General features: G+C 43.1%; 12 protein-coding genes and 1 other annotated feature (1 of these 13 only partly in view). Of the genes, 3 read left to right on the forward strand and 9 right to left on the reverse strand.

What is annotated here, in order from left to right:
* Nucleotides 1-37 (reverse strand) — a binding site (T-box leader) (it extends 218 nt beyond the left edge of the window).
* 167 nt (nucleotides 38-204) lie between these two features.
* Nucleotides 205-2,220, reverse strand: a complete 2,016-nt coding sequence (locus AAV90_RS10010; RefSeq protein WP_046498490.1) for a hypothetical protein — start codon at nucleotides 2,218-2,220, stop codon at nucleotides 205-207.
* 270 nt (nucleotides 2,221-2,490) lie between these two features.
* Here AAV90_RS10010 and AAV90_RS10015 point away from each other — a divergent pair, with 270 nt between their 5' ends.
* The 3 genes from AAV90_RS10015 to AAV90_RS14925 all read left to right on the forward strand — a co-directional run bounded on the left by AAV90_RS10015 (nucleotide 2,491) and on the right by AAV90_RS14925 (nucleotide 4,653).
* Entirely contained in the window at nucleotides 2,491-3,585 is a 1,095-nt protein-coding gene (locus AAV90_RS10015; protein WP_046498492.1) for an HD-GYP domain-containing protein, read from the forward strand.
* 254 nt (nucleotides 3,586-3,839) lie between these two features.
* Nucleotides 3,840-4,391, forward strand: a complete 552-nt coding sequence (locus AAV90_RS10020; protein WP_157609541.1) for a pyruvate kinase alpha/beta domain-containing protein — start codon at nucleotides 3,840-3,842, stop codon at nucleotides 4,389-4,391.
* Between the two features lie 121 nt (nucleotides 4,392-4,512).
* Nucleotides 4,513-4,653, forward strand: coding sequence for a hypothetical protein (locus tag AAV90_RS14925; protein ID WP_157609542.1), 141 nt, complete (start codon nucleotides 4,513-4,515; stop codon nucleotides 4,651-4,653).
* Nucleotides 4,654-4,761: 108 nt separating this feature from the next.
* On the opposite strand, the gene AAV90_RS10025 is transcribed toward AAV90_RS14925, so the two are convergent.
* From AAV90_RS10025 to sppA, 8 genes are all read right to left on the reverse strand, one after another.
* On the reverse strand, nucleotides 4,762-6,825 hold the full coding sequence (locus AAV90_RS10025) for a beta-propeller domain-containing protein (RefSeq protein ID WP_052729721.1): 2,064 nt from the start codon (nucleotides 6,823-6,825) through the stop codon (nucleotides 4,762-4,764).
* A 249-nt stretch (nucleotides 6,826-7,074) separates the two neighbouring features.
* Nucleotides 7,075-7,461 (reverse strand): dUTP diphosphatase, encoded by a 387-nt coding sequence (dut, locus tag AAV90_RS10030; RefSeq protein ID WP_046498495.1) that lies wholly within the window; start codon nucleotides 7,459-7,461, stop codon nucleotides 7,075-7,077.
* 91 nt (nucleotides 7,462-7,552) lie between these two features.
* Nucleotides 7,553-7,768, reverse strand: a complete 216-nt coding sequence (locus AAV90_RS10035; protein WP_046498497.1) for a DUF3006 domain-containing protein — start codon at nucleotides 7,766-7,768, stop codon at nucleotides 7,553-7,555.
* Between the two features lie 2 nt (nucleotides 7,769-7,770).
* Complete coding sequence (locus AAV90_RS10040) at nucleotides 7,771-8,682, reverse strand: ComEC/Rec2 family competence protein (RefSeq protein ID WP_052729722.1); 912 nt, start codon at nucleotides 8,680-8,682, stop codon at nucleotides 7,771-7,773.
* A gap of 13 nt (nucleotides 8,683-8,695) precedes the next feature.
* Nucleotides 8,696-10,876, reverse strand: a complete 2,181-nt coding sequence (locus AAV90_RS14145; protein WP_052729723.1) for a PAS domain S-box protein — start codon at nucleotides 10,874-10,876, stop codon at nucleotides 8,696-8,698.
* Nucleotides 10,877-11,191: 315 nt separating this feature from the next.
* Nucleotides 11,192-11,872 carry a polysaccharide deacetylase family protein gene (locus AAV90_RS10050; RefSeq protein WP_052729724.1) on the reverse strand — a complete coding sequence of 227 codons (681 nt, stop codon included), beginning with the start codon at nucleotides 11,870-11,872 and terminating at the stop codon, nucleotides 11,192-11,194.
* A 197-nt stretch (nucleotides 11,873-12,069) separates the two neighbouring features.
* The gene (locus tag AAV90_RS10055) at nucleotides 12,070-12,747 is read right to left on the reverse strand and encodes an RDD family protein (protein WP_052729725.1); all 678 of its coding nucleotides are present in this window, start codon (nucleotides 12,745-12,747) and stop codon (nucleotides 12,070-12,072) included.
* A gap of 19 nt (nucleotides 12,748-12,766) precedes the next feature.
* Complete coding sequence (gene sppA, locus AAV90_RS10060; RefSeq protein WP_046498500.1) at nucleotides 12,767-13,762, reverse strand: signal peptide peptidase SppA; 996 nt, start codon at nucleotides 13,760-13,762, stop codon at nucleotides 12,767-12,769.
* Between the last annotated feature and the right edge of the window lie 51 nt (nucleotides 13,763-13,813).

Consider the following 13,813-nt stretch of genomic DNA (forward strand, 5'->3'; position numbering starts at 1 on the left):
ATTTATTTCATATGTCAGTTTCCTTCATTGCCTATAAATATATATTTCTATTGAGTATATGGTAAAGCATAAATAGATGTCAATACCTAAAGCAACAATTATTTTTTGAAGGCATTTCCAGCCTCAGTATAATATTTTTAGTTACCAGATCCAGGTCATAAATTATTGGGCCGGTATTATAAACAACCGGTATTTTTTCAGATTTTAAGGCTGGTTTTCCTTTTCAAATTCGACCTTGCGCAGATACTCCTTAAGACCTATACGTCTCCTGTCTCCATTTATATGCCGTTTTTTCTCTTTTTGTTTAATTCGTTTGAACAGGGTCCATAACAAACGCTTCCCCTCTTCTGTCTGACAGGCTTCTAAAGGGCTCATGCCCCGCAGGGTAGGAAGGTTTGAATGGTACCATTTGTTTAAATATAAATCTTTTAGGGCTGATTCCAGCTGCGGATACTGCCTTTTTACATCCAGACTAAGGATGGCAAATATCCCATCCTCTCTTAACTCCAAACCATCGAACTCCAAGGCGTCATACATATCACGTTCAAAATTACGGCGGATGAGATTGATATCCTTCTCACCAAAGGCTGATACGGTTACCCAGCTGCTGCCCAAAATATATTCAGCAAAAAGTCCAGGTTGGTTGGGCTCATCCTCTAATTCATAATACACCTGCAGTTCTCCCTGCAGATCAATCTGCAGGCTTTTTATTTCAGCCAGACGCGCCATTACTTTTGCGCGGTCTTTTATCAGGTAACGGGCCGTAATAAAGCGCATCCCGTCTTCGAAAACAAAGTCACTTACTTCGGTGTCCTCATTAAGCAAAATATCTTCAAAATTAGCGTATTGACCGCTTAAATAGTTGTAGGCGCTAATCAGGTTAATTTCATACTCGCCTCGTTGCACAAGGGCAAAAGTATTATTTTCCATGAACAGGCAATGTAATTCATCCAGGGTCTCAATATCCTGTGATATTACTACAAATTCATCCGCATTAATAACCAGATCCGCAATTACCCCGGTCATAAAGGAAATGCCGTGATTAAAGTCATCTTCGAAACAGGTCAGCCGCATGTGCAAGCCATAAGGAAGTTCCTCCACTTCCCTGATATCGTCCAGTTGATCCAGGACATCAAAGAGATCATCTATATCAATTATTTCATATACCCGGCAATATACCTGCATATTAAAAGGATTTAAGCTGGAATCCGCATCAAGCCTAATACTAGTGGTATTCTCCAAATGGCGAATACACCAGCTACCTGTAGTATCCCTCACAAGACGCATAATATATTCATTATGGTATACTTCGCGTTCCTGCAGGGTGGTTGAAAAGGCTGTTATTTCGGCAAAATCGACAGATGCCCGCACTTCCTCAACCTGACCTTCCATTATTATAGTTCCGGGCAGGATAGAATTATTCAACTGATGCAGCAAGAGGGAATGGTAAGGTTGTTCATTATATAAAATAGACAGAATATAATTATAATCCTGATAACGCAGAGCATGAAAAAAGCTGTTGCCTAGCTGCCGCGGAGATAAACGGGCACAAACCTTCCTTAGAACATTATTAGTGTGGGCAGGCGGGAAATCAGTATCATCATCCAAATACTTCTGATATAAGAATTTGCCCAGGGCTGGCCGGGTCATATAGCGTACATTTAATTTGTAAGCTTCACATAATAAAAAGCAGCCTTCTTTATAGCTTAATTCAATCATGTCGCTAAACAACCCGCGATCTTTTTCATACTGGCTGATGGAAATTTCGTTGACAATGAAGAAACTGTGGATACCATCAGAACTGAAAGTAAGAAAAAAACACTCCACATATAGTTTGTCCTTCCCTGTTTCCCAGGCCATATCCAATGTCATCCTGCCGGTATGGCGGCTTAAGCTGGCAAAAGCTTTGTAAAATCGCCCCATGACAGGCTGTTTATAATCAACATCTAAACCAGCCAGTCTGTATTTAGTCAGGGCTCGGTCACAAATGGCTTCATATTCCTTGCCATACTCCCATTTTAGCAGGCTAAAAAAATAAACCATCTGTGGATTGTAAAAAGAACTCAAACCTTCCAGGACATCATTTTTTATATCTGCAGGAATTTCCTCCAGCATTTCCAAAGCCAGCAGGCGGCCCTCATTGGTTTCCATCAGCCCGACTATGTCATCAGCCAGGCTCTTTAACAAAGGCCTGTAAAAGTTTTTCTTGTTGCTTTTCATTTAATTCCCCTATAATGTTTCTCAATTTATTAACTGTAATGTACCATTTCGATTAATAGATAGCAAATACTTGCCTTAACTTAGTGGTAACGGATTATAATAATAATATATGGGACGGCTATAATTAATACAAATTATACCGATATGTATATTTAGCAAGAAAATAGTGTGTTTACAGCAAAATAATAAATAAATAGTTTAATGAGCAGGAAGTAAGTAGGAATATGGAGAAATATCAAAGATAATAATATTTGACATTAAGGTGATACGGTGAGAAGGATAAATATAGAGGATTTGGAAGCCCAGATGCAGGTTGGCCGGAATATATATAACAGTGAGGGGCGGGTTCTCTTGAGTGCAGGAGCAATTCTTACCGAGTCTTACATTGCCCGTTTACGTGAGTTGGGCATCCCTTCACTGTATATCCGCGAAGATAATCTGCCAGATGTCCTGGAACCACCGGAACTTATTTCCGAGCAGACGCGCATTGAAACAACTAAAATTGTAAAAGATAGCTTTAAACAAATGGAAACCGAGCACAAGATTAATATCCGCCTGGTACAAACAGTAGTCAATAACCTAATTGATGAACTTCTGAGTAATCAACATCTTTTGTTAAATATGACAGATATCCGCTCTTATGATGACTATACCTTTGGTCATTCGGTCAATGTATGCGTTCTGTCAATCATGACCGGCATAACGATGCGTTACCATGATTCCCGGCTGAAAGAACTGGCTATAGGGGCTTTGCTGCACGATATTGGTAAAACAAAAATAAGCAAAGATATCTTAAACAAAGACGATGATTTAACCCGCGAAGAATATAACGAAGTCAAAAAACATACCGAATATGGCTTTGATATGTTACGCCGTCAGGATGAACTGTCATTGTTCTCGGCTCATATCGCCCTGCAGCACCACGAACGTTGGGATGGCAAAGGGTATCCGCGGGGTTTGGCCAGGGAAGATATACATGAGTATGCCCGTATAGTTGCTGTGGCTGACGTCTATGATGCCTTGTTGGCCGACCGTCCGTATAGATCGGCCTATACCGTGAACCAGGCTCTTACCATCATGAAAAGAATGTCCGGCATCCAGCTTGATCCCCGCTGTCTTACGGCTCTTATAGCTAATATAGCGGTTTATCCCATAGGCAGCTTGGTTGAACTGAACAACGGCTCGATAGGTATTGTGGTTGATGTTAACAAGGAGGCCCCCACCCGTCCGGTCGTAAAAATAATTTTTGATCCGATTAGCCGGCGCATCTATCATTCCCATGAAATAGACCTTTCCAAACTGTCAACCATTATTATTATCCGCTCACTGAGCGAAGAAGATTTTGCCGAATTGGTAGCCCGCTAATGCCTGGACACAGATTTACATAGATTATCACTGATTTTATTTTAAATTTATAAATTAATAATGCGCTATCTGTACCATCATCGCATATGCCTATTTTTAATTAAAGAATGATAGGGAACGATTATAAGGCGTTTCCTATAGATTGCCGGGTCGTTATTAAGATTGTGTAAATCGGTTTGATCTGGTTAATCTCATTTATTAAACCGCGCGAATCAGCGTTATTTGCGTCTATTTTCTTGGAATGGAGGTTTATTATGTTTTGGGAAAATGCCGGTGCGCAAAACACCGCCGCAACTTTGCAGTTAGCCCTTGAAAAAGGCCGGGAACTGGGAATTAATACCTTTACCGTGGCCTCCTGTACTGGTGAAACCGCTCAGGGACTCGTGTCCTTAGCGAAAAATGCTCGGATTATCTGTGTAACCCACCAGGTTGGTTTTCAGTCCCCCGGGGTCGATGAGATGGAATCTTCCACCCGGGAAAGTCTTAAAGCCCAGAATGTTGAAATATTGACCACCACGCATCTGTTTGCCGGTGTAGACCGGGCATTGCGCTTTCAATTCAACGGGATTTATCCGGCTGAAATTATGGCTTATACGCTAAGGATTTTTGGACAGGGAGTTAAAGTAGCCGTAGAAGTAGCCTGTATGGCCTTGGATGCCGGTTTGATACCTCATGGGCAGGATATTATATCGATAGCTGGGAGCCAAAAAGGAGCAGATGCCGCTTTAGTTATCCGCCCCGCCCACTCGGCTCATTTTTTCGAGACCCAGGTCAAAGAGATTATCTGCATGCCCAGGAACAAATAAAATTAGGGTATTGAAATACCCGTCATAGGTTATTCCCTCACTTCGAATATTTTTTACTAAATAAAACCTGCAATATAATTATTATATTTTGTAAAAGATATCTTCAAAGGAGGGATATCTTTTGATAAAAGTTAGCAGTAAACGAAAAGGAATGAAATTCGAGGATTTGGCTGTCCCGATAGCATTTATTAATGGTCTGTTTTTCGGCGGCTATGCCTTGCGAAAAATCAGACAGTATTGGGAAGGCGGCCCTCGCGATTAGCCGCCGCCTCCTTTACTTATAAAGACGGGCTCACAAATATTTGTGAGCCCAATTGCTTTTAATTAGACATGGAAAAAGCGGCTACTTAAATAATGAACGAGGTTCATATTATTTTAGGGGCAGGGCTTTGATTTCCCGCAGGGTATCCATTTGATTTGCTTTGATCATATCGGGAGACAAGGTGTATACGGTGTTGCCGATATACATAATCCGGGCAATACTCTTAGCCGGATCATTCCAATAGTGACCTGCCTTTTGATAGTCATCTGCTTTTAGATGACTGATTTTCCCTTTAAACTGTAAACCATTTTGCAGATCTACGTTATAAATATATGCCCCCTGGAAAGTAAAGCTTCCATATGCAGGGATATTCTGTCCGGGGTGGATCTGGGATTTATCAATAGTCATTACTGTAACCGGAAATGCCAACATATTCTTCTCTTGGGAAAACAAAAGGGCTTTATGGTTTCTTAATAATTCGGAGTCGGTTCCCCGATCCCCGATAATTACCTTACTCATTTCCACCGGTTTGCTTACATCGGTAACATCAAAAATAGCAATCTTCATCCCCTGGTAGTAGGCCATGCTCTGGCCGTTAAAACCAGAGGCTTCAACTGTATCCTTGCCAAAACCAATTATATGGTTCTCATCATAAGGATGCAGGTAATCACTGTAACCGGGTATCTTAAGCTTGCCTAAAATTTTCGGCTGGGCCGGGTCTTTTAAATCCAATACGAAGAAAGGATCCACGTTTTTAAACGTTACCATATAAGCTCGGTTGCCCATGAAACGAGTGGCATAGATTCTCTCGCCGGGCGCGATGTTCTCAATTTGCCCAACCGGCTGCAGATTTTTATCGAGAATATAAACATTATTGCGGGATATGCTACTATCGTTGGCGTGATCCTCGCTGGTGGTAGCGATACGAAAATAGCCCCGGTGTTCGTCCATGGAAAATTGGTTTAAAACCGTTCCGGCAACCTGGCCTTCTCCGGCGTAAACCAGCTTGGAGCCATGCCAGCCGAATTTATAAACCTTGGTCTGGCTGGTGCGGGGAGCAATAATTTTATTTTCAAGCCGGGGGTTTGGATGGGGTCTGTAGTTATAGTCACTTACTGCTACATAAAGGTTTTGAGCCGATGCATATACAGTTTCCCCGCTGCCCAGGTAGGTCTTGATATCAGCCGCCTGTTGGGGCAGCTTCAGGTCAATTGAGCCGACTACCAGATAGTTGGGATAAATACAGCCGGGAAAATAACGGATCGTTTTTATATCCTGGGCTATCAGGCGCTCATCCTTTACAGTATCGCGGCAGAGCGGGGTGGCTGCCTGCCCATGCTCGAGCGCATAATAATTGATATGACAGTTGCTAAGCAGATAAAAAGCTGAACCTACTTTCCGTGAGGAAAGGTAATTCCCTTCCAACTCCAACCGGCGTATTTGGGTGATATTGTTCTTATCCTTGATATTATATACTACGGCCCGACATAATGAATAATTATGCGGGGGATAGGGAGGTCTTATTTGAGGTGAAGATTGGATCCTATAATAATCATCAGCCGGTATATTCTGATAGGAGTTGCCGATTACTATTAGCTTATCTCCGTCCAGGTATAAGTCAGCCGGAGTAAAATTGGCATCGCTGAATTTAATCGTATTGACCACGCGCATCTTAGCGGCCGGAACCGCACTGATTATTTGCACACAACCGTCGTTTACCTGGTAAATATATCGGCCGTCCGTTTTTATCAAGTCACCTTCATCGACTCCCTGCACCTGGGTATTGGTTTGCGAATAATCGGTAATTTGTTTTGATTCATCGGTTGCCTGGGCCACTCCATCCAGGGTTGCTTCTTTCATCCCATATCGATACAACCCGCGATTTTCTGCCTCTTTAAGCAGGCTTATAAGGTTTTCCAGGGAACCAACCAGCGGCAAATCCTGGGACGCGTTAGTATTAGCGGAAGTTCCAGGTTTGGCAGTAAACCCATAGGCCACACCGCCCAGCCCCAATAATATTACCAACGAAAACACCGCCAACCGGAAATACTTTCTTTTTGTTCCAGAATTCATCACACCCAAATCCTTTCCTTTTTCATTATCAGTTATTACGCTGTAAAGACCTAATTCTTGCAGTTCCCGGCTATTAATAACGGAAGAAGTTGAAGACAAAAAAAGAGAGGCGCAAACCTCTCATAATGTTCATTAGCCGGCCATGGCTACAGAACCAACAGCCATGGAAAACATTGGGATAATACGTTTTAGGGAAGCTAAAGCTTCCCAGCGGAAGAAAAAGCTTCCGCTACTACGCTTAAACATATTGCCTCAGTAAGAATCTGATCAGGCGGAAGCTAAAGCTGCCGCTACTTTTAAACTGGAATGGCAAAATGAAACCGCGTTATCCGCATCTTTTGCTTCTAACTATTTTTCCTCTGCGAAACCAGCCTTAACGACCGGGGCAAAAACCATTTGCGCTACCTTCTGTCCAGGCAAAACCCGGATAGGGTTGTCAGTTACGTTTAATAATAATACCTTAACCTCTCCTATATGTTCGCAATCAATCGTTCCGGGTGCATTAGCCACTACAATCCCCTTGCCGGTCATCCCGGCCCGACTGCGAATCTGAGCCTCATAGCCGGGAGGGATCATCATGGCAAAGCCGGTAGGAAAACTCTTTACTTCATTTGGATAGAGCACGACTTCTTCCTGAATTGCTATCGCCAGATCACAGCCGGCGGCACCTTTCGTCTCATATTCGGGCAGCTTGGCCCAACTGACCAGTTTCTTAAACTTTACCTCAATCTCCATAGTTTCTATCCTCCTATACCACTTATGACATAGTTTGTTTTACAGACAAAGATTCTTGGCTATGCGCAGAATTTTCGGTTCGATTGAAAAATCAATCCTCCCATACTTCTGCAGCCAGTTTATCAATTTTTTCTTTTCTTAAAAGGGTGACTTCATCATCTACTATCCAGCCGTCAGCCTGTTTCCTTATCGCATCTCCTTCCCGAGCGTTGGCAGGGAGATCTTGGCGATCAATTTTTAACATGCCCCGCTCCGTTTCAATAATTGCCAGAGAGCCTTCAAAACGGTCAATAATTCCCTGTTTCATTTTTATTCACCATTTTCTTTAGAATTTGTTTTTATCTCAATATTATTTTTACCATCGGCAAAAACTACTATTGTACCCTGTTTATCGGTGCGCAGGACGTTGATATCGGCCTTCTTTAACCTGGCCAGGACTTCCTTATGAGGATGCCCATAGGCATTATCTTGACCGCAGCTAATCACCGCATAAACAGGTGCAACCGATTTTAAGAAGCGTCTGGAACTACTGGATATGCTGCCATGATGGCCTATTTTAATTATATCGGATTGCAGGTTGTAACCTGCCGCCAACATATCTAATTCAGCTGTTTCAGTAGCATCGCCGCAGAAGAGAAAGCTTTGCTGTCCATAATCCAATTTAATAACGGCACTAAAATCATTAAGGTTTTCGTAGGATCGGGCAGGGGACAGTATCTGGCAGTTTAAATTCGTTACAGGTATAGTAACCCCCGCCTGGGCAGTCTTTACTTTTAAGCCCCGTCCTTTTATAGCCTGCAATAGATCCTCATAAGTCTTGGTGTTGTGAGTGACCCGGGGCAAGTAGACGTTTTCTACCGGGAAATGATTAACTACCGCATCCAGCCCTCCGATATGATCCTCGTGGGGATGCGTTCCTACCAATACATCGATTTTCTTCACCTCTTGGGAGGCCAGATAATCACATATTAACCTTTCATCATCATTGCCGCCCCCATCGATCAGGATATTTTCTGCAGCGGGGGTTTGAATTAATATGGCGTCACCCTGACCAACATCAATATAATGCACCTTCAGCAGCCCGTCATCGGACAGAGCGGACTGAGGTTCGGACAGGGCAGGCTGGCTTTCCGGCGCATAACTATCAGAAAGCAATAAGTTGCTGCATCCACCCAGCAGTAACACGCCCAGAATAATACCAAATATTGTTTTTTTGTTCAAGTCTAATCCTCCACTAAACTATATTTTGCTGGAAATTGATAAAAGCGTCTGCCAAATCAGGATCAAACTGCTTACCGCTCTTTTGGCGGATCTCCTCTAAAGCCTCTTCGGGTGAGACGGCAGCTTTATATACGCTACCGTGGGTCATTATATCATATGCATCTATTATACTCATAATCCGAGCCAATAAAGGTATCTGTTCCCCCCTTAAACCTTGCGGATAGCCGGAACCATCCCAATGCTCATGATGAGTCAGAATAGCTTCAGCTATGGAGTGGATTTCGGGAATAGAACGGGCCAGACGATAACCGATTTCCGGGTGTTTTTTTACCTTCTCGCATTCCTGGGCATCCAAAGGCTCCGCTTTCAGAAAAATCTCCTGAGGCAGGCCTACATTGCCGATATCACGGAGGTAAGCCAGCAAAACCAACTCATCTATCTCCTGTTTATCCAGCTTAAGGTTCTTACCTATCTCCATTGCCAAAGCCATTAATCTCTGAGTACGAGCCTCATCTTCACAGTTGTATCTGCGCAGGGATTCCTGCAGGCTGACTAAGGTTGAACTACGATCAGCCTTGGCGGCTAACAACTTTTTGGTATACATGTAGTCTTCGGCCATACTAAAAATTTCTGCTATTTCCTGGAGCATATTTTCCCGGGTAGCTGTACCTAAGGCAATGCTAAGTTTAATCGGTTCATGGTCGGCTTCCTGACAGCCTTGGCTGATACGTTCACATATCCTCATGGCGGCCTGGGCACTGGTGCGGGGAAGGATAATCAGGAATTCATCGCCGCCCCAGCGCACCACGATGTCGCTGTCCCGGCAGCAGCTTTTGAGCGTCTGGGCCGTTTTAACCAACAAACGATCCCCTTCCTGATGACCAAAAACATCATTGGTGAGCTTTAGCTCATTCAGGTCGCCGATTATAAGGGACAGGGGCAGATATGCCTCATCATCCATTTGCGCCAGGATCATGTCGGCATAAGCCCGATTATACAATCCAGTCAGCTTATCGTTATAGCTTAAATAATGTATCTGTTCGGCGGCCTGCTTTTGAGCGGTTATGTCGCGCATAACCATTACCATTCCTAAATCCTGGCCATCCTGGTCACGGATGGAGGCAGCGTTGTTTTCCAAAAAACGCCGCTTGCCGTCTCTAACAATACATACCATGTTATCATTTATCTCGGCCGTTTGGGTTGTAATACGTTCATTAAAAATAGTTTGAGCATCATTACAATTTCCCATCTGCTCAACGTTATTTAACAAATCGCCTAAATGCTGTCCCACCGCATTTTCCGGAGACCAGCCTAATATATCGGCAGCCACCTGATTAAGAAACAGTACCCGGCTGTCAGCATCGGTTGCAATAACCCCTTCACAGATTGACTCCAAGGTAACCGACAACCATTCCTTTTCGTTCTGCAGGGCGAGCTCAGCTCGGCGGCGGCGGGTGGTATCAACCAGCAGGCAGGCTATGTTACGGTGATTAGGACGAAAGGCGAAGACTTCGTAATAAGCATCCAGGGAGCGGAAATAGCCTTCATATTGTTGAGGCTGACCGCTTGATGCAACTTTTCTTAACAACTGCCACCAATAATCCTCTATCATATACGACTGTTCAGACATCAGACTGCCGATTATCTTGTTTTTCTTAACCCGGGCGGTTTTTTCATAGGTAGGATTAACATCCAGAAACTTAAAATCCTTGGGAAACTGGTTTTCATCATATATAATCTCCCAGAGGGCAAAACCCTCCTGCATGGAATCAAACAGGCTTTGATAATATGCTCCCGTTCTGCGCAAAACACCTTCTTCTTTTTTTCGAGCCGTGATATCACGCGATACCAATACTGCCCCCTTAAAAATACCCTCTTCGAATATAGGGGCGCCAACCGTTTCCAACCACAGATAATTACCATTTTTATGCCGGTATTTATACTCCAACTGTATTTCATCCTTACCTGAGCGTAGTTCTTCCATCGCTGCACAGCCGGATTGATAGTCATATGAATAAATATTTTTAAATATATTTTCTCCCAACATCTCCTCGATATCATAACCTAGTATTTTTTGGCAGGAAGGACTAATATAATTAATGCTCAGGTCAGCATCAGTCTTCGCAACAACATCCGACATATTGTCCATAATTTGCCGTAAAAGTCTCTCATTATTTTGATTTGATTTATACATCCCAGACCCCCATAGATTAAGTCTATATATATGTATAAATTTTTAGATAATTAAATACCTTAGTCCCTGTTAAAATTTATTTTTTTTTGGGGCTTTAGTATTTTTTTCAGCCAATACAAGATAAATAGCTATATCTATCAATTATAAACGATACAACCATTTTGTACCATGAAGGTTTAAATAATTAATTCGGGACTTTTGTCGGGTGTCAGTAAAATATTTGCGACTTTTTATTCAAATTTCCCAATAGGCTCAAATATTTTAGACATGAAAAAATGTCCGATTCCCTATCTTTTGCAAAACCGGACATTTTTATCATTCCGCTTTATGGTTTAATAACTCTTCCAGGGTTACGAACCGATATCCCAGTTTTTGATACTCTTTGATAATAAGGGGCAGGGCTGCTACGGTTTTATTACGATTTAACCGTCCGTCATGGGCTAGGATAATCATTCCCGGTTTAGCGGATTTAATTACCCTTTTAGCCATCTTTAAAGGGGTTGCAGCCCGGCTGTTTTCAACACAGATAGACCACAATACGGTTTTGTATCCTTTAGCTTCAGCAATCGCAATCGTCTCCCGGCGGAATAATTTTTTAGGAGGTCTGAAAAATTGAGCTTTGGTACCGGTAATTTTATATATTACCTGGTCGTTTCTTTCAATTTCTGCTTCGATTTTTAAATGACTGGCCCGGCTTAAATCAGGATGGGTATAGGTGTGGTTTTCCACCTCATGCCCGGCTTCTATCATCCTAATAAGCAATTCCGGGTAAGCTTGGGCATTTTCCCCTACCACGAAAAAAGTCGCCTGGAGCTGATAGTTTTTAAGTATCTCCAGGATAGCCGGGGTATATAATGGATCCGGCCCGTCATCAAACGTCAAAGCTACTAATTTTTGGCCGTTGGTATCAACCCGGGTGATCAGTCTTTCGTTCAGGCTATCGGTTTTATAAATAACCCGAGAAATCTCTGAATCCTCCCGAAAAAAATAATGCAACCTATAGAGCTGCGATTGTAACAGAAATAGGAGCAATATCGGTATGATGACGTAGAGAGATCTTTTTATTGATTTCACGTTTATAACCATCCCCGCGTATAACGCTAATTTTTCGATTAAAGCAAATTACTAATTATCTTGCTTAACCGTATTATTTAGCTTGTGCGGTCATGGTTATTAATAAACCCGGTTGTTCATTACAGCCGACCAGGTTTTATGGCAACATACCCAGTATTTGCATGACTTTTTTCGTATACTACCCAGGTATCGCTTAGAAAATCATGGACACAACGTTTATCAGCATTAAACCAACAAACGATATAACCCAGGTTAAGGCCCATTATCTGGGACAGGCTGCGGGCCACCAGTTCCCGGAATATTACCGTTATCCAACTCAAGGGCTCTCCGCTGGCCTGGACTACTTTAATGCCAAAAATCATTTTACCCAAGGTTTGTTGAAAATAATAGGTCATGAGAATAAAATAAAGAGCACCGGTTACACCCAGGAAAAGCGCGTTGATATGCAGCGATTCCCAAACCAGTTTATTATTAGGGCTAACCGGCAGGAGCAGGCCCCAAACGAATGCATTCAAGGCAGCAATCACAATCAAATCAACTACAAAGGCACACAGGCGAATCCAAAAACCGGCCGCCCGGTACATGACTACGCCGGTATCAGCAAGTGCTGCGTCAACTCCAGCAACCTCGGGATCATTTGGTGCTGGCTGCTTATTAATCCAGGAGGTGTTTTCCCGATCTTGATAGAGCAGTTCAGGGTTATCATTAACTGCTGTTTTATTTTTTTCTGTTTCTTCCTGCTGACCCGCCTTAAATTCCTGTTCCCCTGCGGATACTCGTTCATCATATACCGTCATGGTTTTACCTCCTAAATGGCTAATTTACCATATACATTACTACCGGGGAACGATCCTCATCAATTTGCTGCTTCAATCCCAAAATATCAAACGCCGGGGTTTTAAAGGATAAAAGCCAGTTCCATATATTGGGTACAGGGTTGGAAAAAAGCAATACCCGGGGATCACCGGTGTCAGCCAGGCGCGCCGCACCTTCTATCGCTGTATCCAGATTGCCCAGTTCATCCACCAGCCCCAGCCTTTTGGCCTGGGCTCCGGAGTAAATCCGTCCATCAGCCAGTTGCAGAACCTGGCTGCGCTCCATCTTCCGGCCTTGGGAGACAACATCAACAAAGTATCCGTAACTTTCATTCACCAAATCCTGCATAATCACCTTTTCCTCTTCATTCATAGGACGCATGGGGTTTAATAGATCCTTTTGCTGTCCGCTTTTGAAGGTTACGTCTTCAATACCTATCTTTTGAGCCAGCTGGTTGTAATTATAGGTTCTGATAATAACCCCTATTGAACCGGTCAGGGTATTGCGGTTGGCATATATTTTATCAGCCGCCATGGACACATAGTAACCGCCCGAAGCCGCTTCCTGGCTCATGTATACCACCAGGGGCTTCTTATAGCGGGTTTTTAGTTCCAGCAGCTGGTTATAAATCTCATCACTTTCGTAAACACCGCCTCCGGGTGAATTCACCTGCAGAACAACGCCTTTAATATCAGACCGGGAGAATACCTCCTGCAACTGTTTCAGGAAAGCCTGATGATTATAGAAATCCATATTGGGACTGCTGGTCATATTTTGCGCAATTACCCCTTCCAGCTTTATTAAAGCCAGGGTTTTGCCGCTGCCTTCCTTATAAGTCTGCACAGTCCAGGGTTGTCCGAGTTCAGCGGCGTTCAAATAAGCCTTAAAACCACCGGTACCCTCTGTTTCTGCCAGGTTGGTTTTGGTTAAACTGACTGCCCATACAATCAATAATACAAAAAATATAGCCAAGGCCCACCATCTTTTCTTGTTCACAGCTTTGCTCCTTTCTTTTGGGCTTTCGTTTTTAGTTTTGCTTATTATACC

The sequence above is a fragment of the Syntrophomonas zehnderi OL-4 genome (assembly GCF_000983115.1).
Taxonomy (GTDB): Bacteria; Bacillota; Syntrophomonadia; order Syntrophomonadales; family Syntrophomonadaceae; genus Syntrophomonas_B; species Syntrophomonas_B zehnderi.

Bases quoted from the DNA above. Each gene is read 5' to 3' on its own strand.
- AAV90_RS10035 (WP_046498497.1), bottom strand. From the start codon at position 7,768: ATGAAACAGGGAATTATTGACCGTTTTGAAGGCTCTCTGGCAATTATT.
- AAV90_RS10020 (WP_157609541.1), top strand. From the start codon at position 3,840: ATGTTTTGGGAAAATGCCGGTGCGCAAAACACCGCCGCAACTTTGCAG.
- AAV90_RS10010 (WP_046498490.1), bottom strand. From the start codon at position 2,220: ATGAAAAGCAACAAGAAAAACTTTTACAGGCCTTTGTTAAAGAGCCTG.
- AAV90_RS14145 (WP_052729723.1), bottom strand. From the start codon at position 10,876: ATGTATAAATCAAATCAAAATAATGAGAGACTTTTACGGCAAATTATG.
- AAV90_RS10055 (WP_052729725.1), bottom strand. From the start codon at position 12,747: ATGACGGTATATGATGAACGAGTATCCGCAGGGGAACAGGAATTTAAG.
- dut (WP_046498495.1), bottom strand. From the start codon at position 7,461: ATGGAGATTGAGGTAAAGTTTAAGAAACTGGTCAGTTGGGCCAAGCTG.